Source organism: Pantoea sp. BRR-3P (assembly GCF_039621635.1).
Lineage (GTDB): Bacteria > Pseudomonadota > Gammaproteobacteria > Enterobacterales > Enterobacteriaceae > Pantoea > Pantoea floridensis.
On the sequence record NZ_CP155066.1, the window covers coordinates 2,320,485 to 2,346,055 of the forward strand.

At 53.6% G+C, this 25,571-nt stretch carries 21 protein-coding genes; 9 read left to right on the forward strand and 12 right to left on the reverse strand.

The features are described 5' to 3' along the window. Positions 1-9: 9 nt before the first annotated feature. Together AAGR08_RS10750 and AAGR08_RS10755 are read right to left on the reverse strand one after the other, a co-directional pair. Positions 10-1,581: a sensor domain-containing diguanylate cyclase gene (locus AAGR08_RS10750; RefSeq protein WP_345826844.1), complete on the reverse strand. Its 1,572-nt coding sequence runs from the start codon at positions 1,579-1,581 to the stop codon at positions 10-12. Between the two features lie 311 nt (positions 1,582-1,892). Next, complete coding sequence (locus AAGR08_RS10755) at positions 1,893-3,716, reverse strand: glycoside hydrolase family 15 protein (RefSeq protein WP_345826845.1); 1,824 nt, start codon at positions 3,714-3,716, stop codon at positions 1,893-1,895. Between the two features lie 284 nt (positions 3,717-4,000). Between AAGR08_RS10755 and AAGR08_RS10760 the strand changes: the two genes are divergently transcribed. Then, positions 4,001-4,126, forward strand: a complete 126-nt coding sequence (locus AAGR08_RS10760) for a hypothetical protein (protein WP_320204454.1) — start codon at positions 4,001-4,003, stop codon at positions 4,124-4,126. A gap of 38 nt (positions 4,127-4,164) precedes the next feature. On the opposite strand, the gene katE is transcribed toward AAGR08_RS10760, so the two are convergent. Both katE and AAGR08_RS10770 read right to left on the reverse strand, forming a co-directional pair. Beyond that, positions 4,165-6,429, reverse strand: a complete 2,265-nt coding sequence (gene katE / locus AAGR08_RS10765) for a catalase HPII (protein ID WP_345826846.1) — start codon at positions 6,427-6,429, stop codon at positions 4,165-4,167. A gap of 321 nt (positions 6,430-6,750) precedes the next feature. Next, entirely contained in the window at positions 6,751-7,884 is a 1,134-nt protein-coding gene (locus AAGR08_RS10770; protein ID WP_345826847.1) for a glutathione-independent formaldehyde dehydrogenase, read from the reverse strand. 219 nt (positions 7,885-8,103) lie between these two features. Here AAGR08_RS10770 and AAGR08_RS10775 point away from each other — a divergent pair, with 219 nt between their 5' ends. After that, the gene (locus tag AAGR08_RS10775) at positions 8,104-8,496 is read left to right on the forward strand and encodes a NirD/YgiW/YdeI family stress tolerance protein (RefSeq protein WP_097094172.1); all 393 of its coding nucleotides are present in this window, start codon (positions 8,104-8,106) and stop codon (positions 8,494-8,496) included. Positions 8,497-8,570: 74 nt separating this feature from the next. On the opposite strand, the gene AAGR08_RS10780 is transcribed toward AAGR08_RS10775, so the two are convergent. Beyond that, complete coding sequence (locus AAGR08_RS10780; RefSeq protein ID WP_345826848.1) at positions 8,571-9,437, reverse strand: NmrA family NAD(P)-binding protein; 867 nt, start codon at positions 9,435-9,437, stop codon at positions 8,571-8,573. 129 nt (positions 9,438-9,566) lie between these two features. Here AAGR08_RS10780 and AAGR08_RS10785 point away from each other — a divergent pair, with 129 nt between their 5' ends. Continuing rightward, on the forward strand, positions 9,567-10,478 hold the full coding sequence (locus AAGR08_RS10785; protein WP_345826849.1) for a LysR family transcriptional regulator: 912 nt from the start codon (positions 9,567-9,569) through the stop codon (positions 10,476-10,478). A gap of 16 nt (positions 10,479-10,494) precedes the next feature. On the opposite strand, the gene AAGR08_RS10790 is transcribed toward AAGR08_RS10785, so the two are convergent. Together AAGR08_RS10790 and AAGR08_RS10795 are read right to left on the reverse strand one after the other, a co-directional pair. After that, a complete protein-coding gene (locus tag AAGR08_RS10790) occupies positions 10,495-11,553 on the reverse strand; it encodes a nitronate monooxygenase (protein ID WP_345829898.1) in 1,059 nt (352 codons plus the stop codon). Positions 11,554-11,556: 3 nt separating this feature from the next. Continuing rightward, complete coding sequence (locus tag AAGR08_RS10795) at positions 11,557-12,072, reverse strand: ATP-binding protein (RefSeq protein ID WP_097094175.1); 516 nt, start codon at positions 12,070-12,072, stop codon at positions 11,557-11,559. A 106-nt stretch (positions 12,073-12,178) separates the two neighbouring features. On the opposite strand from AAGR08_RS10795, the gene AAGR08_RS10800 reads away from it, so the two are divergent. The 4 genes from AAGR08_RS10800 (at position 12,179) to dcuR (ending at position 15,813) form a co-directional block, all read left to right on the forward strand. Next, positions 12,179-12,733, forward strand: a complete 555-nt coding sequence (locus AAGR08_RS10800; RefSeq protein WP_345826850.1) for a flavin reductase family protein — start codon at positions 12,179-12,181, stop codon at positions 12,731-12,733. Between the two features lie 64 nt (positions 12,734-12,797). Continuing rightward, complete coding sequence (gene msrA, locus AAGR08_RS10805; RefSeq protein ID WP_097094177.1) at positions 12,798-13,334, forward strand: peptide-methionine (S)-S-oxide reductase MsrA; 537 nt, start codon at positions 12,798-12,800, stop codon at positions 13,332-13,334. Positions 13,335-13,465: 131 nt separating this feature from the next. Continuing rightward, complete coding sequence (locus tag AAGR08_RS10810) at positions 13,466-15,097, forward strand: sensor histidine kinase (protein WP_345826851.1); 1,632 nt, start codon at positions 13,466-13,468, stop codon at positions 15,095-15,097. Next, a complete protein-coding gene (dcuR, locus tag AAGR08_RS10815) occupies positions 15,094-15,813 on the forward strand; it encodes a two-component system response regulator DcuR (RefSeq protein WP_097094179.1) in 720 nt (239 codons plus the stop codon). The genes AAGR08_RS10810 and dcuR overlap by 4 nt, the downstream gene beginning before the upstream one ends. On the opposite strand, the gene AAGR08_RS10820 is transcribed toward dcuR, so the two are convergent. The 3 genes from AAGR08_RS10820 to AAGR08_RS10830 all read right to left on the reverse strand — a co-directional run bounded on the left by AAGR08_RS10820 (position 15,807) and on the right by AAGR08_RS10830 (position 19,939). Next, positions 15,807-16,766: an FAD:protein FMN transferase gene (locus tag AAGR08_RS10820; RefSeq protein WP_345826852.1), complete on the reverse strand. Its 960-nt coding sequence runs from the start codon at positions 16,764-16,766 to the stop codon at positions 15,807-15,809. The genes dcuR and AAGR08_RS10820 overlap by 7 nt on opposite strands. Before the next feature lie 53 nt (positions 16,767-16,819). Next, positions 16,820-19,600, reverse strand: a complete 2,781-nt coding sequence (locus AAGR08_RS10825; protein ID WP_097094181.1) for a flavocytochrome c — start codon at positions 19,598-19,600, stop codon at positions 16,820-16,822. A gap of 177 nt (positions 19,601-19,777) precedes the next feature. Beyond that, the gene (locus tag AAGR08_RS10830; RefSeq protein WP_176519114.1) at positions 19,778-19,939 is read right to left on the reverse strand and encodes a hypothetical protein; all 162 of its coding nucleotides are present in this window, start codon (positions 19,937-19,939) and stop codon (positions 19,778-19,780) included. 267 nt (positions 19,940-20,206) lie between these two features. Here AAGR08_RS10830 and AAGR08_RS10835 point away from each other — a divergent pair, with 267 nt between their 5' ends. Then, positions 20,207-21,718, forward strand: coding sequence for an anion permease (locus AAGR08_RS10835; protein WP_345826853.1), 1,512 nt, complete (start codon positions 20,207-20,209; stop codon positions 21,716-21,718). Positions 21,719-21,881: 163 nt separating this feature from the next. Continuing rightward, positions 21,882-23,525 (forward strand): class I fumarate hydratase FumA, encoded by a 1,644-nt coding sequence (gene fumA / locus AAGR08_RS10840; protein WP_097094183.1) that lies wholly within the window; start codon positions 21,882-21,884, stop codon positions 23,523-23,525. Positions 23,526-23,600: 75 nt separating this feature from the next. Here the strand turns inward: fumA and AAGR08_RS10845 are convergent, their stop codons facing one another. Together AAGR08_RS10845 and AAGR08_RS10850 are read right to left on the reverse strand one after the other, a co-directional pair. Continuing rightward, positions 23,601-23,765 (reverse strand): hypothetical protein, encoded by a 165-nt coding sequence (locus AAGR08_RS10845; RefSeq protein WP_176519115.1) that lies wholly within the window; start codon positions 23,763-23,765, stop codon positions 23,601-23,603. 170 nt (positions 23,766-23,935) lie between these two features. Then, complete coding sequence (locus AAGR08_RS10850; protein WP_097094184.1) at positions 23,936-25,456, reverse strand: aldehyde dehydrogenase family protein; 1,521 nt, start codon at positions 25,454-25,456, stop codon at positions 23,936-23,938. Between the last annotated feature and the right edge of the window lie 115 nt (positions 25,457-25,571).

Consider the following 25,571-nt stretch of genomic DNA (forward strand, 5'->3'; position numbering starts at 1 on the left):
GTCAGTCGGTTACTCCCTTCTCTGCTCTGGCAACGCCGGCATATCGATCCCTTGCGCACGATTACGCCCGCCACGCTTCGCCCTATACAAAGCATGGTCGGCATGCTCCAGCAGTTTTACTGCGGAAACCATGGCGGGCGTGGACGTCGTGGCGCAGCCGGCGCTAAGCGTCACGTGACCGAGCGGTGAAGAAGCATGGGGCAGCTTCATCATCCTCACGGCTTCTACCGCGCGGTTAGCCAGCGCTATCCCCTCATCGAATGCGGTATCCGGCAAGATAAGCGCAAACTCCTCCCCACCGTAGCGGGCCGCCATATCCGATCGCCTCACGGATAACGAAGCCAGTAGCTCACCTATCACCTTCAACCCTTCATCTCCCGCAATGTGTCCGTAGGTGTCGTTGTAATGTTTGAAAAAATCGATATCGATCATGATGAGCGAAAGGGGTTTACCGCTTGCGGCCGCGTTGCCCAGCGCTTCACGGAGGAAGCGATCGAATTCCCGGCGATTCGCTAACCCGGTAAGCCCGTCAATATGTGCGAGCTTGTCCAGCGACAGATTGGCCTTGTGCAGCTCATCTCGTAGGCTGGTCAGTTCCTGCTGATAGCGCAATACGCGCCGTGCATGACGCAGCTGAAACGTCCCCAGTAATAAGATGGTCAACAGCAGAATCAGGCTGAGGATAATGTCCTGCCCCCGCCCATTAATCCAAATGCTAAAGAGATCGTCGGCGTTGTAACCCGCGGCGACGATGATCGGATAGCGATCAGAACGCGCAAAGCCAAAGATCCGCGCTTGCCCGTCCAGCGCCGCCTTCCATTGACCGCTGCCGCGATCCATTTTGGCGAGCATATGCTGAAACAGCGGACTTGAGGAGAGATCTTTACCAATGTAACTGTCTGGCATCGGACGGGCATAAAGCACGGTGCTGTCGGACAACATTAATACCAGCACATCGCGTTTGCCGAGCTCGTAGTAGCTGTAAAAACGACGGAAGTAATCCACCTTTATGGTCGCCAACAATACCCCTTTGAATCCGCCACTGGCATCGCTCACCCGCAGGGATACGGGGATTACCAGATCGCCCGTGCTGCGGCTGCGAATCACCGGGCCAATGTGCAGGTTATTGCGTCGGTTGCTGCGCTGATAAGTAAAGTATTCACGATCGGCGTTATTGATGTTGCTGGGCACGCGATCGGCAGAGGTCGCGATCCATGTGCCGTCCGCATCGTAATAAAACAGTCCGTGCAGTTGCGGCAGGCGGTGCTGCAACTCACGCATAGTATGGCTCAGATCCGCCCCCTGAATCCCTGTCGCCAACTGCAGTTGCAGATCGCGCTGTATCTGTCTCAGCGAAAGTTCTGCCTGGAGAAAGGTATCTTCCGCCTGGCGCGACTGCGACACGGCGAGATTCATCGCCGTTTCCTGCGTTTGATGCACCGTGGCCAGCCAGTCTTCCCGTAGCGTCCAAAGACTCATACCGACCACCGTGAGGATCAGGAAGAGACCGGACAGCACAATGCTTTTCAGCAGGCCAGATTCGGTGTTGACCTTTTTATCCATTTTCCTTTTTAACGGCATTGTGTCCTCTGTTTTAAGCCCACAACAGAGTTAAGCATGTAAATAACAGAGGGGAAGTTGATAGTGGATAAATCAGCGAGTGAAGGTGAACTATCAGATTAGTCTCTGCGGATAATCGGCTGGGATGAAATATCAATACAACCGCTTAAAACGCCGCGGTGACTCGCAGATAATGGCAGGTTAGCGCGCCATCACTACCGCCTATGACCGTTACAAGCGAGTACGGTAGTATGAGTCGACCACTTTCCGTGGTCGACTCATACCGCACGCGTTACATACGCGATCGTTGGGCCAGCGCTATGCGGGCTTTTTTATGATGGCTTCAGAGCATGACTAATGCCCTGAGCCGCGAAGATCAGCGCCAGATGGCTGAGCCCCTGAGGCATATTCCCTCGCCATGACTGCGTGCGGACATCATACATTTCATTGAAAATGTCGACGTTACCCTGACGATTAAGCGCGACCAAAATCTCTTCCATCATCGCTTCTGCACCGGCGCCATCGCCCATGGCCGCCCAGGCTTCCACCATCCAGAAAGAGCACGCCAGGAAAGTACTCTCCTCTTTATCTACGTTGCTATAGCGATAAAGCATCGCACCGTTATTCCCCAGTTCGCGCCGGATTACGCGATAAGAGGAGAGCATCCTTTGCGGATTAACGCTGTTGCCATAATGGTGCATCAGCGTCAGCGCGGCATCGACCTGCTCATCACTGCCCACATAAAAGGTATAGCTCTGCAGCGTCTCAGACCAGCAGTGCGTTTCGATCCAGTGGCTAATGCGGTCACGTTCTCGCTTCCAGCGTTCAACCCAGGTGGGCTCAATGTATTTCTTTTCGGCCAATACCACCGCACGATCTAAAGCCAGCCAGCATGCCATCTTCGAATGGGTATAGTGCTGTTCTTCCGGCAACTCCCAAATGCCAGAATCCTTCTGGCGCCAGCTATCCGCACAGCAGTTTGCCAGCTCACCCAGCAGGCGCGCGGTGGTGAGGTCCAGCACGTGTCCGGCCTCCACGAAGCCCTGCGCCGTGGCCAGCATATCGCCGTACATGCTGAGCTGAACCTGATCGCGCGCGTTATTACCAATACGCACCGGCTGCGAATCCTGATAGCCGCGTAACGCTGGATAGCGCTCCTCAGGGACTTTCTCACCTTCCAGGGTGTAGCAGGCGCGGAGCCGTACGCCATGATCGATGATGGTCTGCGTGAGCCAGGAGAACGCGGCTTTACAATCTTCCAGCGCGCCCAGGCAAATAAAGGCTTTAATGATCAGACAGGCATCGCGTACCCAGGCGTAGCGGTAGTCGTAGTTCTTCTCTTTGCCGATACCTTCAGGCAGTGATGTGGTGGCGGCCGCCGCCAGCGCGCCCGTCGGCGAGTACCAGAGAAATTTCAACGACAGCGCCGAACGTATCACCAGCGGCGCATAACGGCCGCTATAGCTCAGGCTGTTGACCCAGTCACGCCATGCCGTGTCGCTGGTTTCGATGCGGCCATCAATGGCATTCATGTCCGGAACCGCCAGCGGCTCTTTTTCCGTTACCAGCAGGGCACAAAGCGAACGTGCGCCTTTGCTCACGGTGAGCGTGCCGGTCACTAATTCATCGTCGATATGATCGAGAATAATGTCTTCACTGGTGCGCAGCATCGCCATCAAATCGGCAATGTGATACACCTTGCCCTGTGCGCTGTCCGCAATCCACGGGGAACGCGTCTCGGCGGCGGTGCCGAAGCGCAGCGTAATTCTTAAGGTCACCTCACCTGCCAGCCCCTCAATACGCCTGGCCAGTTCACTCCAGGGTAAGCGCCCTGCCAGCGTGCTATTGATCGATTCTGTTAGCAGCACCGACCCGCTATCGGTATCGAAACGGGTCTCAAGCACATTACTTTTTTCGCGATAGTTGCGCGTGACGCGGTAATCCGCCACGGGGACGATCTGAAAGAAACCGCCAATCTGTGGATCAAGTATTTGGTCAAAAAGGGGTTTTGAATCGAGATTAGGTGCGCACCACCAGTCGATAGAACCATCTGGCGCAATAAGCGCCACGGATCGTCCTTCCCCAATTGCCGCATAGTCACCCAGTCCGGCGAATCCATTAATACGTTGCGGATGAGAATATTGCTGATTTTCCAAAATGGTTTTCCTGAAGAGTTTAACAATGTGGACGCCGAATGCAGCCACTAAATAACTGCCACGATCAAGGCTAGTTCAGATTTCAGAATAAAAATGAAAATCACACGTTAACGCGATAATCAGGAATAACTGGTTACCTTAATAAATGATTTCGGGTGATACTTAAATTCACCTTTAATCCAACTTATCAGGAAGGATATTTCTTAAAATCCTCATCATGCTCGACTTTCAAATAAACAATGCTAAACCTGAAAGTGAAATAATATTTTTGCGGGAGAGGACAGATGAAGAAGATATGGATTGGGTTAACGTTGGCGGCCGCACTAAGCTGTTCTGTGATGGCCTCGCAAGGCGTGTTTGAGATTAAGCCAATGGTGACCGACGCCCACACTCACCAGCCGGAAAAATAGCCTGCAGAGGGCGGAGCAATTCACTCCGCCCACGGCTTTTATGCCGCTACAGTCAATGCTTTCTTACTGCGCGACCAGACCCGGTGGGACGCCATTACGGTCAGGAAATCATCCATCAATGTTCCCTCCGCTTTGGCGGCTTCCACCAGCCCCTCCTCCGTTTCACTGTCCTGCACGTTGAACTGCGCTTTAAACCGACGCGCATCGCCGCTCAGACCAATCGCTTTGAGGTGTTTATAGGCTTCCAGCAAGAAATAGCGCGCATCACCGCTGAGCAGTAACGCATCGATATTGCCATCAGGCACAATCACCGCGTCGAAGGTGAGCGAAGGAAGTCCGGTAAAGGTCGCGTCAATCGGCAGAACGGAACCATCATCGGCCAGCACTTGCCCCATATGCGCGGCCAGCAGTTTAGCATGCACACCTTTTGCCTTCAGTGCCTGAAGGATGGCAAGAACGTCGGCTGCTTTCGTGCCGTCACTGAGCAGTAAGGCCACCTGGCGACCTTTAACGTCACCACTCGGCTGCGCATACAGACTCAGGCTTTCATCTTTTTGCAGGCCATTCACATCTTTTGGCGGCGCCGTCTTAAGCTGCTCATCGCTCAGCTTGAGGCCCAGATTTTTCGCCACGCCTTGCGCCAGGTTGACATCGATTTGCAGCAGATGATCAACGACGCGCTCACGGATATAAGGACGCGCCACCTTACTGAGCTCAAACGAGTAAGCGCCAATAATATGTTGCTGCTCTTCCGCTGTCTGGCTCAGCCAGAACAGCCTTGGCTGGGAGTAGTATTCACCAAACGACGGACTGCGCTCGCGTACTTTGCTGCCTTCCACCCGCTCCTGATAGCTTTCGAATCCACCCTGCTTGGCCGCCGGAGGGACTTCGCGCGGCCAGTTATTGTTGATCGAGTTGGGTTCATAGTTGGCCGGGTTAGTGTCGATTTCCGTACGATGCATGCCCTGTCGCTGGAAATTATGGTAAGGGCAAACCGGACGGTTAATCGGGATCTCATGGAAGTTGGGGCCACCGAGGCGGCTAATTTGCGTATCGGTGTAGGAGAACAGTCGTCCCTGTAGCAGCGGATCGTTGGTGAAGTCCAGTCCCGGAACAATGTGTCCCGGATGGAACGCTACCTGCTCGGTTTCCGCAAAGAAATTGTCTGGATTGCGATTGAGTACCATTTTACCGACCAGCTCAACCGGTACCAGCTCTTCAGGAATGAGTTTTGTCGCATCAAGAATATCAAAATCGAATGTAAACTCGTCTTCCTCAGGTATTAGCTGCAGGCCTAATTCGTATTCCGGGTAATCACCGGCTTCAATCGCTTCCCACAGATCGCGGCGGTGGAAATCGGGATCGCGGCCCGTAAGCTTCTGTGCTTCATCCCACAACAGCGAGGCTTTGCCGGCAACCGGTTTCCAGTGGAATCGCACGAAGGTGGCTTTACCCTCCGCGTTAATCAGGCGGAAGGTATGAATGCCGAACCCTTCCATGGTGCGATAACTGCGCGGAATACCGCGATCGGACATCGCCCAAATCACGTTATGCAACGTCTCAGGCTGCAGCGACACATAGTCCCAGAAAGTGTCATGTGCGCTCTGTCCCTGTGGAATTTCGTTATGCGGCTCGGGTTTTACCGCGTGAACAAAGTCCGGGAATTTGTGCGCATCCTGAATGAAAAATACCGGGGTATTGTTGCCGACCAAATCAAACACGCCCTCATCGGTGTAAAACTTGGTGGCGAATCCACGGATATCACGCACGGTATCGGCCGATCCGGCGCCCCCCTGCACGGTGGAAAAGCGCACGAAGACAGGTGTGGTTTTGTCGGGATCGCTGAGAAAGCCGGCTTTGGTCAGGGCTTCTAACGAACGATAGGGCTGGAAATAGCCGTGTGCGGCTGAACCACGCGCATGGACGATACGCTCTGGGATACGTTCATGGTCAAAATGCGTGATTTTTTCACGCATGATAAAGTCTTCCAGCAACGTTGGCCCACGCGAACCCGCGGTAAGCGAGTTCTGATCGTTTGCAATCCGCGTGCCCTGGTTGGTCGTAAGCCCGGCGTTTTCGCCATTTTTACGATACTCATCAAGCTGCTCAAGTTTCGCGTTTTGCGTCTCGGGGGCTTTAATGCTGCCCGGTGCAGTGGGCTGTTTGCCCGGTGGCGTCGGTTCTGCCGCAGGTTTATGTCCTCCGCCCTGCGGCGCTAAATCCCCTAATCCCGGTTGAGATGTTTCAGGCCCTTTATGCGGGGCGGTATGTTCTAAATTCTGTTCTTTTTTTTCTTTCGACATGTCACATGCTCCTTCAGGTTAAGACCCCATTAACTGTAGAGCATAAAATCAGAAAGATTGCCGCTTCATGTCTAAATGATGCGCGAATGAATCAATAACATTGATTTAAAGAGGCGTAATTTTAAACGAAGCGTTTAATTATTTTTTTAGACTTACTCGTTCAGTCACTAAATACCCGTTTCGCTTAGGTTGACTTGACGCAAATAATAGCTTGTCAGAGTGGATTAATCAGGGACATCTCTTTTCTGGTTGCAGGCCGGGTTAATCGTCACGGTCGACATCGCGTAAAGGATGGCGACCGTGGCGCCACAAGCGGGCAATTTAGGGTTTAAGGATAACCTTGGTCCAGCCATCGTCGCGATCGTCAAAATGACGGTAGCCGTCGGGCCCCTCTTCCAACGATAAGCGATGAGAGATAATACTGCCCGGCTGAGCTTTATCTGTTGCAATTAGCCGGGCTAACTGGCGGTTATACGCTTTTACATTCGCCTGGCCAGTACGAATTGACTGCCCTTTAAACCAGAAGCTACCAAAATCAAACGGCATTTTACCGACCTTTGCCAGCTCACTGGCTGCGTTTGGATCCTGCGGAATAAATACCCCCACCACGCCAATACCGCCGGTTGCTTTGGTCGAGGCGACCAGGCTATTCATCGTCGCGCTATTGTCTTCATGTCCATGCCGATTACAGCATTGGTAGCCCACACATTCGCAGCCGCAATCCGTACCACGGCCATTGGTCAGCGCAAGAATTTTCTCAACGGCATCTTCCCCCACGGCATTGATTGCCGTAGCGCCCATTTTCTCTGCCAGCGCAAGACGGTCGGCATGCGTATCCACCACGAAGACCTGTGATGCCCCTTTGATCACGGCGGAATGGGCCGCCATCAAGCCTACTGGCCCGGCCCCATAAATGGCTACACTATCGCCGGGCCGCATACCTGCGAGTTCGGTCGCATGCCAGCCGGTGGGGAAGATATCTGACAACATGACATAATCCTCCTCCTTCTCTTGCGCATCCGAAGGAAGCACAAGGCAATTGAAATCGGCAAAAGGCACCCGCAGCAGCTCGGCCTGGCCCCCTTCCCAGGCGCCCATCTCGGCAAATCCATAGGCAGCCCCCGCTGTGCCCGGATTGGCTGTCAGGCAGAAGCCGGTTAAGCCTTTTTCACAGTTTTCACAGAAACCACATCCGACATTAAAAGGCATGCAAACGTAGTCTCCGACCTTGATACGTTCTACTCCGCTGCCAACTTCAATCACCTCTCCAAGATTTTCATGACCAAAAATACGCCCCTCTTCGAAGCTGGTACGCCCTTCATACATATGTAAATCTGAGCCGCAGATATTCGTGGTCGTAATACGAATCAGCGCATCTGTTGGGCGGACAATTTTGGCATCCGGTACATTTTTTACCGATACATCAAAAGGTCCGTTATAGACGATAGCTTTCATGCGTTATTGTCCTAATTAATGGGATTTAATTTTAGGTGTGCTAATAAGCGCACCGCGAATGAAATGGCTCGCTTATCCCGATTGATAAAAAAGTCACCTTTATACCCTGGCATAAATACTCAGAAGTGGCGTTTGTTATTACCGGTGCGCTTGCAGTGCAATCGTGAATATTTGTGCCAGACTTAATCCAGCATGAACGAATAAATCCATGGAGAGACGATGAAACCTATTATTTTGGCTTCGGTAATAATGATGTTTAGTTTAGGTGTGAGTGCCGCTGAAGGTGGATTCAAAGCCGGGGAAACCCCGCCGCCGCAGAATAAACAGGATGCGGGTTACAAAGGTTCTGAAGATACCGGACAGACCGCAATATCCCAAATACGGGATTTCCGTCAGGGAGGATACGTTACGCTGGAGGGATATATCGTCGAAAAATTAAAAGGTGACAGTTACAAATTTCGCGATAACACCGGAAACGTAACAATTATCGCAGATGCAAAGGCCTTTAAGGGAAAAACCTATTCGGCAGATGACAAAGTCCGCGTCAGCGGAAAAGTGTATGGTCACGGGGAACAAACCACATTAAAAGTCGCGCGTATTGATGAGCCCTGAAAACCGAGAGTGAAAGGATGAAAAATCTGCACCGAAGGGCTTAGCGGTGCAGATTTTCTTTGGCGCCGATTTCATTAGCCTGCGGTTTTGAGCAAAGCGCGCAACACCACTTCAAGTTCCGTCTCACCCATTACCCGTTCTGCCTGCGGCTTTTCAAAGCAGATCCACTCCTCATTGAAGCCATCGATCATCCGCATGCGCGGTAAAGGATGCTGATGCCCCTGCGAACGAAAAATCGCTTCCCACGCATCACGCTCGACGGCTTCCGCAACCACCGGGCGCCCTAGAATGGAGGCAAACGTGTTAGCAATGTCGTTGGGTGTCACGCGCTGCGGGCCTTCTAACTCAACAATGCGTTTCCCCTGCCACTCTTGCTGCAGCAACATTGCGGCCAGGGTGCCGACATCAGCGGTGGCGATCATCGGTACCGCTTTATCCAGCGGATGCAAATAGCTGTGAATCACACCATTATCACGCGCAGAGACGACATCTAATGCGCAGTTCTCCATAAACCAGCCCGGACGCAGGAAAGTAACCGGCAGATCCAGTGCATTGAGCGCCTGCTCCAGCAGGGTACGCTGGGTTAACAGGTTCGTTTTCTCGGCCTGAGCACCAATGGTCGAGAGGCAAACCACTTTCTCAGGCGATGCGCAACGAATAGCCTGGACCACTGCATCAATGATGAGGCGGGCGGCGGGAAATCCCGGCGCGGGATCAAAATCCGACGGGGGAAGAATGAACACGCCAGTCGCACCGTTAAACGCATCGGCCAATGCGCTGGCATCTCTCATTTCGGCAAAGGCAACCTCACAGCCCAGGTCCTGCCACTGGGCAGCCTTACTGACATCTCGCATTACGCCGCGCACGGGAAGATTGTTGCTGAGTAAGGCGCGCGCAACTGCGCCGCCAACCTTTCCGGTAATACCAGTGATCACATACATGGGTTAATTTCCTGTTTGCTTAAAGAAACGGTACGGACGGCAGTATAGGAAACCCGGTTAATTGACAGAATGCACATCGACTCATTACTTTGATGACATAGAATCACCCTGCGTATGTGAGAAATTTTGATGAGCATTGATGGCCGTTTGTTGTCAAATATCAGCGTGTTAGCCGCTATCGTACACAGCGGCAGTTTTGCTCGCGCGGCTGACGCGCTCAATTTGTCGCCCTCTGGCGTAAGTCGTGCGGTGACACGTCTGGAAACCAGCATCGGCGTACGACTGTTTGACAGAACCACCCGCGCCGTCACCCTGACAGATGAGGGGCGGACACTGTATGAAGAGATAAGCCCATTGCTGGCGGGCATTGGCGATGCGGTGAGTCTGGCCTCCGGCGCTTCCACCGCGATACATGGGCGGCTGCGCATTAATGTTGATCCCTTTTTCTCACGCCACATTCTGGCGCCGCATATTGATAGGTTTATGCAGCGCTATCCGGAGATTGCTCTGGAGCTGGTGGTGCGCGATCGGCTTGGCGATATGGTGGCTGAAGGTTTTGATATTGCCGTGCGCTTTGGGCATCCACCCACGTCTTCGCTGGTTGCACGCAAGCTACTGGAGACGCGCACGGTGACGGTCGCATCGCCAGACTATGTGCGTCAGCATGGCCAACCTGCCACACCTGACGATCTGGCTCATCACGCCTGTATCCAGATGAAAAGCACCATGACCGGGTTGCCGCTCGAGTGGGAGTACCGTTTAAATGGCGACGTGGTTGCGGCCAAAATTTCCAGCCGCCTGATGGTCAATGAATCCGGCACGCTGCTCGCGGCCTGTCTGGCGGGTGCCGGTATTGCGCGCATCAAAGCCAGCGGTATTGAAACGCTGCTTGCTGAAGGCCGCTTAGTAGAATTACTCACCGAATGGCAAGGCGAGCGTTTTCCGCTTTACGCCTTGTATCCTTCGCGGCACCTTCCCCCTGCCAAAGTGCGTGCCTTCATCGACTTTGTTATCCAGCTACTGAACGCTGAGCGTCAATGAACGCGCTTTTGCCGCCTTACGCCGCCTGCCACTCCGCGACGAGCGTTTTCACTAGCTCTGCCGCAGGCATCTCTCGCGCCAGTGCAGCGCCCTGACCGGCCCACTGAGCACCAAATCCATGATCACCTTTGGCCGCTGCAGCGGCAGCCAGCGCTTTGCCTAGCGCGTAGGCCAGCGGATAAGGCGGAATGGAATCCTGCGCAAATCCACGCGCCAGGTGGCAAAAATCGTTAGTGATACATCTGGCCGAACGGCCAGAGATGGCCGCAATAATCTCGGTGCTATTGGCCTGCTCGCTGTTTAACGCTTGGCGATAAGCCGCATTGGCGGCTGATTCCGGGCACAAGATAAACGCGGTACCTAACTGTACGCCCGCCACGCCCAGCTTGAGCATGGCAGCAATTCCCGCACCATCCATCACCCCACCCGCGGCAATTAATGGCAGGCGCGAAACCTTGCGAAGCGTTTGTACCAGCGTAAAGGTGCTGAGCTGCTGATCTTCATCTGCAGGATTAAACATCCCGCGATGTCCCCCGGCCTCAATGCCCTGCGCGACAATAAAATCGATGTCGGCGGCTTCGATAGCCTGTGCTTCAGCAAGGCTGGTTGCGCTCGCAAGCGTAATAATGCCGCGGCTTTTTAATCGCTGCACAAATGCGGCGGAAGGTAACTCGAAATGGAAACTCACTGCGGCAGGTGCGTTAGCCAGCAGCACCTCCAGCATCGCGTCGTTATCGAGGAAAGTTTGATAAATCTCCGACAGCGACGCGGGCAGCGCCGCATCATAACGCTCAAATACGGGCTGGAAGCGTGTAATCCACGCCTGTTCTAACTGCGCATTGCGCTGTACCGGCGCGTGACAAAAGACGTTGACGTTAATGGGCGCGGAGGTCAGAGAACGTGTTTTACGGATCATGATATCCGCCTGCTGCGGCGTTGAAGCACCTACGCTGATCGATCCCAGCGCGCCGCTATTACTGACCGCCGCCGCCATTTCCGGCGTGGAGACGCCCGCCATCGGCGCCTGGATAATCGGATAGGTAAGATTGAGCGTCTGACACAAAGAAGGGTTCATCATTTACCTGCTTAATTCGCTATGCGTTACCACGTTAAAGCCCTCTTCACTCTGGGGCGCAACGAAGTAGCTGCTGATCAGCGCAAACTGCGCATCGGTTGCGGCGAAGTCATGCTGCCCGCTGGCGTTGCGCGCATGCAGGCGTGTTTTACACACGTCATCGGGCACATCAAGATAATGGAGCTGATGCTCTGCCCCGGCGCTATGGATCACCGCCTTCATCCACTGCCGTTGATTGACAGTATTGGCTGGAAAATCCAGCACGACCGAAACGCCACGCTGCAACAAGGCGATCAGGTGCGGCGTCATCGCGTTACGCAACTTACCCGCACAACGCAAATAATCAGCCACATCATGCATCTCTTCGGCAAACAGATGCGCCAGCCACGCATCCTCGCTGACGATCACCGCACCCGTATGCTGCGCCAGCTGATGGGCCAACGTTGATTTCCCGGCAGCAATTTTGCCACAGAGCAGATGTAAGGTCGGGCGGGATGTCGATGCGCACACAGATTCCATAAAACGGCTCCAGATAAGATGACGCATTAACATGCCGCGAAATTGCCGCCCAGTAAAGGCTGGCAGCTACACTTAGAACATCGCTACCTAGAACAGGAGAAACCCGATGCATAAAATTGACTTTCCGGTCAGCAAAGCGCGGAAATATCTGGAGCCGGGTCCGGTGGTGTTAGTGAGTTCTCAGTATGAGGATCGACGCGACATCATGACGCTCGGCTGGCACACCATTCTGGAATTTTCGCCGTCGCTGGTTGGCTGCATGATCGCTGGCGGCAACCACAGCCATGACCTGATCCGCCAGAGCGGCCAGTGCGTGATCAACGTCCCATCGGCGGATCTGGTCGACAACGTGGTGGCGATTGGTAATAGCCACGGCGATCGCCTTGATAAGTTTGATGCCTTTAAACTGACGCCTGAACCGGCAAGCGTGGTCAATGTCCCGTTAATTAATGAGTGTTTTGCCAGCTTTGAGTGTCAGCTGTATGACGATTCGATGGTGAATAATTACAACTTCTTCATTTTCGAGATCGTTAAAGCGCATGTCACCGAAACGCCAGAGTTTCCGCCCACGTTGCACTACACGGGCGAAGGCCGCTTTAGCGTGATGAGCAAATTACTGCTCGATAAGCGCGATGACTTTAAGCCAGAAATGTTAATTTAACTGCTTGAATTGCTATAGGCTTGACCCCACTTTGATGCTTTCGCCCTGACAGGAGTAAAAAACAATGGCAACCGAATATGCGGTGATCGCAGGTGGCTGTTTCTGGTGTACCGAAGCAGTTTTTAAAGATGTGATTGGCGTGGAGTCAGTCGAGAGCGGTTATACCGGCGGCGCACGTCCGAATCCGACTTATGAGCAAGTGTGCAGCGGCGCTACGGGCCACGCGGAGGCGATTCGCATTGGTTTCGATCCGGCGCAGGTGAGCTATGGCGATCTGCTGGATATCAGCTTTGCTACCCACGATCCAACCCAGCTGAACCGCCAGGGTAACGATATTGGCACGCAATACCGTTCGGCGATTTTCCCCGCCAACCCCGAGCAGGAAGCCGAAGCGATTGCCGCCATTGCGCGCGCGCAGGAAGGCCTGAGCGATCCGGTGGTGACCACCATCGAGCCGCTGAAAGAGTGGTATGCGGCGGAAGGATATCATCAGGATTATTGGGAAGGTGCCGGGCAGCGCAACGGTTACTGCATGGCGGTGATCCCACCGAAATTGCAGAAGCTGCGTAAGAGCTTTGCTAATCGCGTTAAATCGAGTTAATTCCGAACCCCAGGTGCGCGTACATGCGCACCCTACACAATCAAACCCGGCACGATGCCATGGATGAGAGTACGCGACCTTCCCTCTATTATCCGTCATACTAAGCGCCCTCTTCTCTACCGAGAGCGATCATGTCTTCTTCACAGCAAGGAATCGCGGCGCGTAAGCAGCCGATGAAGCTTAATACGCTGGTTACCCTGATGCTCAGCGCGGTCATTGTGCTGGTGCTGCTCAGCGTGCACATGTTTTATTTTTTCCAGATTGGCGCCTCAACCCGCGCGCAGCTGGAAGATAAAGCCATGGCGGTGGCGCGCACCCTGGCGGATTCGCCCGAAATACAGCGCGCGTTAGCCTATCCGCCCAATGGTACGCGCATCCAACCGATTGCCAAAGCCGTTGAGGAGAGCAATAACCTGTTGTTCATCACGGTGACCAATATGGACGGCATCCGCTATTCGCATCGCAACCCTGAACTGATTGGTAAACACTTCATCGGTGAAGATATTGAGCCGGCCCTGCACGGCCATGAGAACGTCTCGGTGAATCAAGGTTCACTGGCGAAAGCGCTACGCGTCTTCACCCCGGTTTTCAATGCGCAGCATCAGCAGATTGGCGTGGTGGCGATTGGCATCTCGCTGGATGCCGTCACCGTGCAGATCAACCAGAGCCGCTGGAGTATCCTGTGGACCATTTTTATTGGTACGCTGGCGGGCGCTATCGGTACCTTTATCCTGGTACGCGTGCTGAAACGCATTCTGTTTGGTCTTGAACCCTACGAAATTTCGACGCTGTTCGAACAGCGCCAGGCGATTCTCAACTCGCTGAAAGAAGGCGTGGTGGCAATGGACGACCAGGCGCAGGTGACGCTGGTGAATCAGGCGGCACGTTCGCTGCTTAACGATCCGATGGCCAGCGGCATGATGAGCGGCGACCGTATTTATGATGCTTCGGTGATCAACGATCATCTGCAGCATGTGTTGCACAACGGGAGAGCGCGCCGTGATGAAGAGCTTAATGTGAATGGGCGCGTATTACTGAGCAATACCGTACCGGTGCGAAATCAGGGGCGGATTATCGGCGCCGTGTGTACCTTCAGGGATAAAACAGAAATCAGTCAGCTAATGCAGCGCCTGACGGGCATGGTAAACTACGTTGATGCGCTGCGTGAACGTTCGCACGAGTTTATGAATAAGCTGCATGTGATTTTAGGCCTGCTGCACATGAAAAATTACGCGCAGGTAGAAGCCTATATTCTCAAGACCGCCAACAATTATCAGACCGAAATTGGCTTCCTGCTCGATAAAATTAAGTCGCCGGTGATTGCGGGTTTTCTGTTGAGTAAAATTAATCGCGCGTCAGATTGTGGTCATCGCCTCACGATCAGCGATGCCAGTTTCTTGCCTGACAGCGGCAATGAGCAACAAATGGCGGCCCTGATCACCGTGATCGGCAATCTGATTGAGAACGCCCTTGATGCGCTCAGCGAGCAGGTTGAGGGTGAGATCCACGTCATGCTGCATTATCAGAATGGCTGGCTGACGTGTGAAGTGAGTGACGACGGTCCCGGTATTGAAGCTGAACGCCTGAATACCATTTTCGAAAAAGGCTTCTCTACTAAAGGTGAAAATCGCGGCGTCGGACTGTTTTTGCTGAAGCAGCAAACGGAAAACCTCGGCGGCAGCGTGAGCGTAGAGTCTGAAGCCGGGGTATTTACCCAATTTTTAGTCCAACTTCCCTGGGATGGAGGAAACCAATCCGCATGATCAATGTGCTAGTGGTCGACGATGACGCCATGGTCGCCGAGCTGAATCGCGCTTATATCGGCCAAATACAGGGCTTTAACTGCTGCGGCACCGCCTCGACGCTGAAGCAGGCCAAAGAGATCCTGTTTAACAGTGATACCGAGGTCGATCTGGTGCTGCTGGATATCTATATGCAGCAGGAAAATGGTCTCGATCTGTTGCCGGAATTGCGCACGGCGCAGAGCGCAGTCGAAGTGATCATCATTTCGTCCGCCGCGGATGCGGAGAATATCAAAACTTCGCTGCATTACGGCGTGGTGGATTATCTGATCAAACCATTCCAGTTCCCGCGCTTTGAAGAGGCGCTGACCGGTTGGCGACAGAAGAAATCGCTGATGGACAATCAGCATTACTATCAGCAGTCCGATGTTGATTTGCTGATTCACGGCAGCCCGGCAACGCAGCACGACAATAAGCGACTGCCAAAAGGCTTAACGCCGCAGACGCTGCGCACGCTGTGTCAGTGGATTGATGCCCATCCAGGTCACGAATTCTCAACCGATGAGCTGGCGGCGGAAGTGAATATTTCGCGCGTGTCCTGTCGTAAATATCTGATTTGGCTGGCGCAGATTAATATTCTGTTTACCAGCATTCACTATGGCGCGACCGGTCGACCGGTATATCGCTATCGCCTGCAGCCGGAGTACCATTCGCTGCTGCAGCAATATTGTCAGTAACGCAGCTGCCAGGCGAAATCGCGCTGCTGGAACTGGAAGTGGCGCGGCGAGGAGCAGATAATCTGCCGATCGCGCGTGACAAATACCGCATCGATGTCGGGCTGGTCAGCGAGATACGCCAGCCCTTGCTCTACGCCCATGCCATACAACAGCGTGGTATAGATATCACCATCAATTGAGCGATCGGAAATCACCGTCACGCTCAGCAATTCGTTATCGAGCGGATAACCGGTTTGCGGATCAAAAATATGGTGCCAGCAGCGCCCATCCAACTCAAAATAGCGCTCATAAATCCCCGACGTCACCACCGATTTTCCCTGCACCTGCAGCACGCCTAACAGTTCATCGTCGCGGCCAAACGGCTTTTTCAGGCCGATGCCCCAACCTTGCGGCTCATGCGGCGGCGAGCCCAGCGTTTGTACGTTGCCGCCCAGATTGATTAGCGCCTGCTGCACGCCCTGTTGGCGCAGAAATGCCTGCACGCGATCGGCGATATAGCCTTTGGCGATGGCACCCAGATCGATCTCCATGCCCGGCTGCTGCAGAAATACCGAGCAATCGGCGGAATTAAGCACCACCTGATGCGGATCGGTCAGTTTCAATAGAGCAGCAATCTCGTTTGCCGGCGGCACTGCGCGCCCCTGAAATCCAATTTTCCAGCGCTTCACCACCGGCCCGATAGTGAAATTAAACGCGCTTTCCGGCAGCAAACTCACGGCGTGTGCCACGCTGATTAAGGCAAATACCGGCTCGCTCACCACCACCGGATGATGACCAGCCGCCTGATTGATCGACATCACTTCAGATTCAGCGCGATTAACGGTGAAGAGATTTTCTTGCTGTTTAATGAGTTGAAAAACCTGGCGGGCTAACGTGGGATTGTCATCGAAGAGTTTAAGCAGAATGGGCGAACCCATGAGCACGGCAGAGTAAGAAAAGACGCCAGCGGTCATTGTGCATGCCTCTAAAGAAAATGATGCCCGCACGAGGCGGGCATCTTTACAGCTTAGTGTCCTAGCGCCAGTTTAGCGGCATTGTGACCGGCTTTGATACCAAAGATGATGATATCTGCCACCGCGTTACCGCCGATGCGGTTTGCACCGTGGATGCCGCCGACCACTTCACCTGCCGCCCACGCGCCTGGAATCACCGCTTTCTGTGCATCCAGCACCGCAGTATCGGTGTTGATGGTGACGCCGCCCATGGTGTGGTGCACGCCCGGTGCGATACGAATCGCAAAGTACGGACCTTTATTCAGCGGATGACGCAGCGCCGTTTTACGGCCAAAGTCTTCGTCATCCTGCTTCGCCACGAACTCATTGTAACGACCCAGCGTGGTTTGCAGCGCTTCCTGATCCATGTTGAGTTTCACCGCCAGCTCGTGCGGAGTGGGTGCGCTGATCACGAAACCTTTGGCGATATATTCATCCGCCGCTTTGTTATTGGCGCGTACCTGCTCATCAAACACGATCCATGCGCTCTTCTCTGGCAGCGCAATGATCTCAGCAGAGACTTTGTCACGGGTTTCCATTTCGTTATAGAAACGCTTGCCCGCCTGGCTAACCAGAATCGCCCCGCCGCCGCGCATCGCTTCGGAAATCAGGTACGAGGTGGTTTGTTCAACCGTTGGGTGAATCTGGATTTCGCCCATATCGACGGTATCCGCACCAATGTGCTGCAGCATGGCGATGCCACTACCGGTTGCGCCTTTATGGTTCGTGGTGACGAAACCATCCAGCTCAGGGCGATACTTCACCACCATTTCGCGGTTAGCACTGAAGCCGCCGGTCGCCACAATCACGCTTTTCGCGTTGATGATGCGGCTATCGTTGTACTCATCCACTACTTTCACGCCGGTGACCGCACCGTTTTCCATCAAAATTTCGGCGACCGACGTTTCCAACAGCACTTCGATATTGCGCTGATTAACGTTCTTCACCAGGCCGCTGATCAGGAAACCACCCACCGCTGAGCGATCTTCCGGACGGTGCGTACGATCGATGCTCATACCGCCGGTGATGGTGATGTCGCACAGTTCAATCTGTTTCGCCGCCAGCCACTCAATCGCTTCGGGCGCTTGCTCAACGAACTCGCGCAGCAGCACCGGGTTGTTTTTGAATTTGCCGCCTTTCAGCGTCTCTTCGTAGAACAACTCTTTGCTGTCTTCAATGCCTTTCAGCTTCTGATAACGGGTTTCTGCCGCGTTCATGCCGACCGACGCTTTGATGGTGTTACCGCCGATGGTGGGCATCTTCTCGATGATCACGACGCGTGCGCCATCGTCATGCGCCTGAATCGCCGCCGCCAAACCGGCACCACCGGTTCCGACTACTACCACATCGTAATTGACCGGCGCGTTCGGGTTGCCGCCCTCTTCAATCACATACTCTTTGCTCGAGGTGGTCATGGCGCGGGATACCGCTTTCTTCAGCGCTTCACTCTGCGTGGTGGCGCCGGTGATGGCATCAACGTGTGGACTGTTCGCCACCAGAATGCGTTCACGCAGGCTTTCAAAGGTGCTGGTGAAATCGACGTCGAGGCTCGGGTCCGGCACCAGCGAGATATCGGTGATACGGTCGGTGTCGAGCGTGACGTTGATTTTCAGCTTCAGCGCTTCGGCTTCCACTTTCGCCTGATAAACGCCGGCTTTGTATTTACGACCGGTATCGCTGACGTCACGGATCATGGCATCCACCAGCGAGAAGCGCCACAGCGGTTCTGGGATGGTGAGCGCTTCGCGCTTGGTGCTGTCGATGTACAGCTCCATGTGCTCATTCTTCATGACACGGTCGGTCCAGTCGGGATACGCAATGCAGGCTTTACCTACCGCGACCAGATCAAAGCCATGCTCCAGCGCATTCTCCGCGTCTTCTTTATTCACCACACCGCCAACGCCAATCACCGGCACTTTTGCCAGGTTAGGTGAGCGCTGTGCCAGATATTTGGTGATTAACGGGGTCGGATCTTGCGTGTCGACAATAGACGGACGCAGCAGCTGGCCGACAGAGAAGTGCACATAGTCCAGACCACGTTCCGCCAATTTCTCCAGCAGATAAAGCGTGTCATCCCAGCGGATGCCAGGGACTTCCAGCTCTTCCGGTGAGAAGCGATAACCAATAATGAAATCCGCCGCGGCGAAGCGGTCAGCCATTTTGTGGGTAATCTCTAGCACTTCCATTGGGAAACGGGCGCGGTTATCGCGGCTGCCGCCCCATTTGTCGTCGCGCTGGTTGGAATTGGGCGAATAGAACTGCTGAATTAAATAGGTGTTGGCACCATGGATTTCGACACCGTCGAAGCCGGCTTTAATGGCACGGTTCACCGCATCACCAAACTTGGTGATCATCACGTCGACTTCTTCTGCGGTCAACGCCTGCGGCTTGGTTGCACCCTCACGCGGCGCCGCAATGGCACTTGGCGCGACCGGCGTTTTACCGCCAATCAGCGCAGGTTCCACCATACGGCCGCCATGATAAATCTGCAGAATCGCTTTTGAACCCTGCGATTTGATGGCATGCGCAATTTTTGCCAGACCGGGGATTTTGTTATCGCTATCGATACCGAGCGCGCCGGGGAACGCCGGACCACGGTTATCGACAAAACAGCATTCAACAATGACGGTACCGATGCTGCCGGCACGTACGCGGTAATATTCGACAAGGTCACTGGTAACACCGCCGTCAAAGTAACCGGTACAGGTGGTCATCGGTGCCATAACCAGGCGGTTTTTAAGCACTGCACCTTTCGGTAACGTAAGCGGATTAAGAATCGGGGTGAGCGTATTCATGATGAGCAACTCCAAAATTAAGAAACTTTGTATTCAATTCTTTGGCGGTTCGGAGATTTTATAATTATTTAAGTGGTCCGATTTCATGGTGTAAATATACCATTTTATTTAGTTACATAACCTTATTCGTTAGTTATATAAGTTTTACCTTTGGAAATAATATTTGATGCTCATGTCTCAAAGCTTCGCTTCGCTAAGTTTTAACCAATACTTGACAAAAATCAACTTTTTCCTTACATTTAAAACAAATCCAGTCTTATCATAAAGATAAAATGCCTCCTTCCGCTCTTTTTTGCTTGATTTTTGGCGTTTCGTTAACACCGCACGGTTATTTTTCACCTAATGGTTCGTTTATTAATGCACGCATGCTTAAAGCAAAAAAACCACTAATAAATTTTATTGATCTGGATCAAAATAGATATTTTAATTAATCGCATCATAGCCACATTCAATTGATAATTCGCGTATCAAATTTTCCTGAAAGCGATTTATTTAAAAGCCAGTTTTAAATGTCACGACTAATCTGTTAAAAGAGTTTTGTAACTAAAAAAATCGGATTGATTCGGGGCGTACAAACGCATTCTCCATAACTTGCAGACCAAAACTATGAACACACAAACAACCCAGAGTGAATCCCTACAAGCGCCGCCTGCGGCGCCGGGGAAAAAGAACCGCCTGATCATGTTGTGCCTGCCAATTATTGTGGCCGTGCTGTTGCTGCTGGTTCCCACCCCTGCGGGACTGGAACCTTATGCGTGGCACTTCTTCGCTATTTTTGTCGGCGTGATTGTCGGGCTGATCTTCGAGCCATTGCCGGGCGCCGTTATCGGCTTAACCGGCGTGGTGGTGATTGCGCTGTTCAGCCAATGGGTGCTGTTTAGCCCGGCGGAACTGGCCGATCCCAAGTTCAAAACGGCGGCGCAGTCGTTCAAATGGGCAGTAAGTGGCTTCGGCAACTCTACGGTCTGGCTGATCTTCGGTGCCTTTATGTTCGCCGCGGGCTACGATAAGACCCAGTTTGGCCGCCGTCTGGCGCTGATTCTGGTGAAATATCTCGGCCGTCGCAGCCTGACGCTCGGTTATGCCATTACCTTCGCCGATCTGCTGCTGGCGCCGTTTACGCCTTCAAACACGGCGCGCAGTGGCGGTACTATCTACCCCATTATCGCTAACCTGCCGCCGCTGTACGGTTCAAAACCGAACGATCCGAGCGCGCGTAAAATTGGTTCTTATCTGATGTGGGTAGCGATCACCGCCGCCTGTATCACCAGTTCCATGTTCCTCTCAGCACTGGCTCCTAACCTGCTGGCGCTGGCGCTGGTGAAAAGCGTGGTCGGTTTCGATATCTCCTGGGGCATGTGGTTCCTCGCCTTCCTGCCGCTGGGCGTGCTGCTGATTCTCACCATGCCGCTGCTGGCTTACTGGCTCTATCCGCCAGAAGTGAAAGTGAATGATGAAGTGCCACGCTGGGCCACCGCTGAGCTGGGTAAACTGGGCAAACTGAAACGCAATGAAATCCTGCTGCTGGGCTTTGTTGTTGCCGCACTGATGATGTGGATCTTCGCTACCGCGTGGATTGAGCCAGCCATGGCCGCGCTGTTGGTTATTGTGCTGATGCTGTGGACTGGTGTTCTGAACTGGAATGACATCACCAGCAATAAAGCGGCATGGAACACCTTCGCTTGGTTCGCCACGCTGGTTGCGCTGGCTGATGGTTTAGCCCGCGTTGGCTTCATCGCCTGGCTGGGTAAAGAGGGTGCCATGTTACTGCAGGGCTATGACCCACAAGTTTCTGCTGTGGTCCTGCTGGTTGCCTTCTACCTGTTGCACTACCTGTTTGCCAGCACCACGGCGCACACCACCGCACTGCTGCCTGCCATGCTGACCATTGCAGCATCAATCCCAGGCATCAACATGCCGGTATTCTGTCTGATGATGTGTGTTTCTTTAGGTGTGATGGGCATTATTACGCCATACGGCACCGGCCCAAGCCCGATTTATTACGGCAGCGGCTATCTGCCAACTAAAGATTACTGGCGTCTTGGTACCATCTTCGGTGCGTTATTCTTGGTTCTGCTGATGGTTGTCGCCTATCCATGGATGGTGATGATGTTCTGATGATGTTGCTTCGGTGTTAAAACGGAGCCGCGCATTACCGTGAAAATGTTATGATACTCGCCAGTCAGCCCCTGCGGAGGGCTGGCGAGAGAAAACCAAATAACAGATCGCCTAATTTGTCGCCCGTCATGCTGGCGGGCAACACGAAGCTAAGTGAGCCAACATGTCGAACAAACCCTTCTATTATCAAGATCCCTTTCCTCTCGCCAAAGATGATACCGAATACTATCTGCTGAGCCGCGATTACGTCTCCGTGGCCAACTTCGATGGTGAAGAAGTGCTGAAAGTGGATCCCAAAGCGCTGACGCTGCTGGCAAAGCAGGCATTTCACGATGCTTCCTTCATGCTGCGCGCCTCGCATCAGGCACAAGTGGCATCGATCCTCGCCGATGACGAAGCCAGCAAAAACGATAAATACGTTGCCCTGCAGTTCCTGCGCAACTCTGAGATTGCCGCGAAAGGCGTACTGCCAACCTGCCAGGATACCGGCACCGCGATCATCATGGGTAAAAAAGGCCAGCGCGTCTGGACCGGCGGTGGCGATGAAGCCGCGCTGTCGCAAGGCGTCTACAACACCTTTATCGAAGATAACCTGCGCTATTCCCAGAACGCCGCGCTGGATATGTATAAAGAGGTGAATACCGGCACCAACCTGCCGGCACAGATCGACCTCTACAGCGTCGACGGCGACGAATACAAATTCCTGTGCATCGCTAAGGGTGGCGGTTCCGCTAACAAAACCTATCTGTATCAGGAAACTAAAGCGTTGATTACCCCTGCGAAGCTGAAGAACTACCTGGTCGATAAAATGATGTCGCTGGGTACTGCAGCCTGTCCGCCATACCACATTGCCTTCGTTATTGGCGGTACCTCAGCGGAAAGCACGCTGAAAACCGTTAAGCTGGCATCAACGCACTACTACGATTCACTGCCGACCGAAGGTAATGAGCATGGTCAGGCTTTCCGCGACGTACAGCTGGAAGAAGAGCTGCTGAAAGCGTCGCAGGAACTTGGCCTGGGCGCGCAGTTTGGTGGTAAATACTTCGCGCACGATATCCGCGTGGTACGTCTGCCGCGTCACGGCGCCTCCTGCCCGGTTGGCATGGGCGTCTCCTGCTCCGCAGACCGTAATATCAAAGCCAAAATCAACCGCGAAGGTATCTGGATTGAGAAGATGGAAGACAATCCTGGCCGCTACATCCCGGAAGAACTGCGCCAGCAGGGCGAAGGTGAAGTGGTTCATGTTGACCTGAACCAGCCAATGAGCGAGATCCTGAAGCTACTGTCGGCCTATCCTGTCTCAACCCGTCTGTCACTGAATGGTACCATCATCGTGGCGCGCGATATTGCGCACGCCAAGCTGAAGGAGCGTATTGATAACGGCGAAGGTTTGCCGCAGTACATCAAGGATCATCCGGTTTACTACGCGGGTCCGGCCAAGACGCCAGAAGGCTATGCTTCCGGTTCACTCGGCCCAACGACTGCGGGTCGTATGGATTCTTACGTTGATTTGCTGCAGGCGAACGGCGGCAGCATGGTGATGCTGGCCAAAGGCAACCGCAGCAAACAGGTTACCGATGCGTGTCACAAACACGGCGGTTTCTACCTCGGCAGCATTGGTGGCCCGGCAGCCGTGCTGGCGCAGCAAAGTATTAAGAGTCTGGAATGCGTGGAGTATGCCGAACTGGGCATGGAAGCGATCTGGAAGATTGAAGTGGAAAACTTCCCGGCGTTCATTCTGGTGGATGACAAAGGTAACGACTTCTTCCAGCAGATTCACAATAACTGCGCGGCCTGCGTGAAGTAACCCTTTACCTGCCTCAAACTAAAATCCGCGGCTCAATGGCTGCGGATTTTTTCGTTTCTCATCATCTACGTGGGCCTACACACCACACATTTGCACGTCTAACAGCATATCCACATCGTCGTCATTCTGACCAATCACGTAAATTGCCTGACGCCCTGGCAAATTCACGGTAATGATGTTTTGTTCCTCGGCATCCAGCACTTCATCGTGCAGTTCCGCAAAGTCATACAGCGTATTCATCTTTTCTCCTTAAAAGCAGTGCATCACTTTACTCGCTCTGAGTTATTACTATCGGCAAGACCTGGCTTAATTTCATGAGGAAAAATCTGTATTCGTGATTCAGGCACTGTGACACGCCTAAATGACGCTGTGATGACGACGGCAGCGGTTCGCCCCGCTGCCGTCGTCGATTAGAAGAAGCCCAGCGGTTGCGTGCTGTAACTCACCAGCAGATTTTTGGTCTGCTGATAATGATCGAGCATCATTTTGTGGGTTTCACGGCCAATCCCCGATTTCTTATAGCCACCAAACGCCGCGTGCGCTGGATAGAGGTGATAACAGTTGGTCCACACACGTCCAGCTTTAATCGCGCGTCCCATACGATAGGCGCGATTAATATCCCGCGTCCATACGCCTGCACCCAGGCCGTAAATCGAGTCGTTGGCGATGGCGAGCGCTTCCGCTTCATCTTTGAAGGTGAGCACGCCAACCACCGGCCCGAAGATCTCTTCCTGGAACACGCGCATGCTGTTATCGCCTTTCAGCAAGGTCGGTTGGATGTAGTAGCCGCTGGCAAACTCCTCGCCGATTTTCTCCACCCCGCCACCGTGCAGCACTTGCGCGCCCTCTTGCTGCGCAATTTCCAGATAGGAGAGGATCTTGTCGAACTGCTGCTGCGACGCTTGCGCCCCAATCATGGTTTCGGTATCCAGCGGATCGCCACGTTTGATGGTTTTGATGCGTTTCATTACCGCCGCCATAAACGGCTCGAAGATCGACTCCTGCACCAGCGCGCGTGATGGGCAAGTACACACTTCGCCCTGATTGAGAAAGCCGAGTACCACGCCTTCTGCCGCCTTCTCGATAAAGCTCTCTTCGGCATCCATGATGTCTTCGAAGAAAATGTTTGGCGATTTACCACCCAGCTCGACGGTTGACGGAATCAAACTTTTCGCGGCCAGCTCGAGAATATGGCCACCGGTTGCGGTGGAACCGGTAAAGGCGATTTTGGCGATCCCCGGATGCGACGCCAGCGCTTCGCCGGCCTCTTTGCCGTAGCCGTGGACCACGTTAATCACGCCTGGCGGCAGCAAATCCTTGATCACCTCCATAAACAGCGTAATCGACAGCGGCGTTTGTTCGGCGGGTTTTAGCACCACACAGTTGCCTGCGCCGAGCGCCGGAGCCAGTTTCCACGCGGCCATCAGCAGCGGGAAGTTCCACGGGATAATTTGGCCCACCACGCCGAGCGGTTCGTGAAAGTGATAGGCGGCGGTGAATTCATCAATCTCTGCGGCGGTGCCTTCCTGTGCCCGCACGCAACCGGCGAAATAGCGGAAGTGATCGACCGCCAGCGGAAGGTCGGCCGCCAGCGTTTCGCGCACTGGTTTACCGTTATCCCAGGTTTCATTGACCGCGATGTATTCCAGATTCTCTTCAAGGCGATCGGCAATTTTGAGCAGCACCAGTGAACGTGCCTGCGGTGAGGTTTTGCCCCATGCATCGGCCGCCGCCTGCGCCGCTGCTACGGCGTTATCGATATCCGCACGATCCGAACGTGGAAACTCGCCAATGGTTGAAGCATTAATCGGTGAGGTGTTGACGAAGTAATTACCGTTCACCGGCGCAACAAATTCGCCGTTGATAAAGTTGCCATAACGCGATTGCAAAGTAATGAGAGAACCTTGTTCTCCTGGAGCAGCGTAACGCATGGTATTCCTCCTTGCGGGACTGAGTGGCTATTAACAACTGTGAAACTTGTTATTAACATTGAGCGATCAATGCCAGCCTGTCAGATCGCAGAGCCGGAAACTGTGACCTCACCGT

Excerpts from the sequence above, each read along its gene's own strand:
- AAGR08_RS10750 (WP_345826844.1), bottom strand. The coding sequence starts at position 1,581 with ATGCCGTTAAAAAGGAAAATGGATAAAAAGGTCAACACCGAATCTGGC.
- AAGR08_RS10760 (WP_320204454.1), top strand. The coding sequence starts at position 4,001 with ATGAAGAAGATATGGATTGGGTTAACGTTGGCGGCCGCACTAAGCTGT.
- katE (WP_345826846.1), bottom strand. The coding sequence starts at position 6,429 with ATGTCGAAAGAAAAAAAAGAACAGAATTTAGAACATACCGCCCCGCAT.
- AAGR08_RS10770 (WP_345826847.1), bottom strand. The coding sequence starts at position 7,884 with ATGAAAGCTATCGTCTATAACGGACCTTTTGATGTATCGGTAAAAAAT.
- AAGR08_RS10775 (WP_097094172.1), top strand. The coding sequence starts at position 8,104 with ATGAAACCTATTATTTTGGCTTCGGTAATAATGATGTTTAGTTTAGGT.
- AAGR08_RS10780 (WP_345826848.1), bottom strand. The coding sequence starts at position 9,437 with ATGTATGTGATCACTGGTATTACCGGAAAGGTTGGCGGCGCAGTTGCG.
- AAGR08_RS10785 (WP_345826849.1), top strand. The coding sequence starts at position 9,567 with ATGAGCATTGATGGCCGTTTGTTGTCAAATATCAGCGTGTTAGCCGCT.
- AAGR08_RS10790 (WP_345829898.1), bottom strand. The coding sequence starts at position 11,553 with ATGAACCCTTCTTTGTGTCAGACGCTCAATCTTACCTATCCGATTATC.
- AAGR08_RS10795 (WP_097094175.1), bottom strand. The coding sequence starts at position 12,072 with ATGGAATCTGTGTGCGCATCGACATCCCGCCCGACCTTACATCTGCTC.
- AAGR08_RS10800 (WP_345826850.1), top strand. The coding sequence starts at position 12,179 with ATGCATAAAATTGACTTTCCGGTCAGCAAAGCGCGGAAATATCTGGAG.
- msrA (WP_097094177.1), top strand. The coding sequence starts at position 12,798 with ATGGCAACCGAATATGCGGTGATCGCAGGTGGCTGTTTCTGGTGTACC.
- AAGR08_RS10810 (WP_345826851.1), top strand. The coding sequence starts at position 13,466 with ATGTCTTCTTCACAGCAAGGAATCGCGGCGCGTAAGCAGCCGATGAAG.
- dcuR (WP_097094179.1), top strand. The coding sequence starts at position 15,094 with ATGATCAATGTGCTAGTGGTCGACGATGACGCCATGGTCGCCGAGCTG.
- AAGR08_RS10820 (WP_345826852.1), bottom strand. The coding sequence starts at position 16,766 with ATGACCGCTGGCGTCTTTTCTTACTCTGCCGTGCTCATGGGTTCGCCC.
- AAGR08_RS10825 (WP_097094181.1), bottom strand. The coding sequence starts at position 19,600 with ATGAATACGCTCACCCCGATTCTTAATCCGCTTACGTTACCGAAAGGT.
- AAGR08_RS10835 (WP_345826853.1), top strand. The coding sequence starts at position 20,207 with ATGAACACACAAACAACCCAGAGTGAATCCCTACAAGCGCCGCCTGCG.
- fumA (WP_097094183.1), top strand. The coding sequence starts at position 21,882 with ATGTCGAACAAACCCTTCTATTATCAAGATCCCTTTCCTCTCGCCAAA.
- AAGR08_RS10845 (WP_176519115.1), bottom strand. The coding sequence starts at position 23,765 with ATGAATACGCTGTATGACTTTGCGGAACTGCACGATGAAGTGCTGGAT.
- AAGR08_RS10850 (WP_097094184.1), bottom strand. The coding sequence starts at position 25,456 with ATGCGTTACGCTGCTCCAGGAGAACAAGGTTCTCTCATTACTTTGCAA.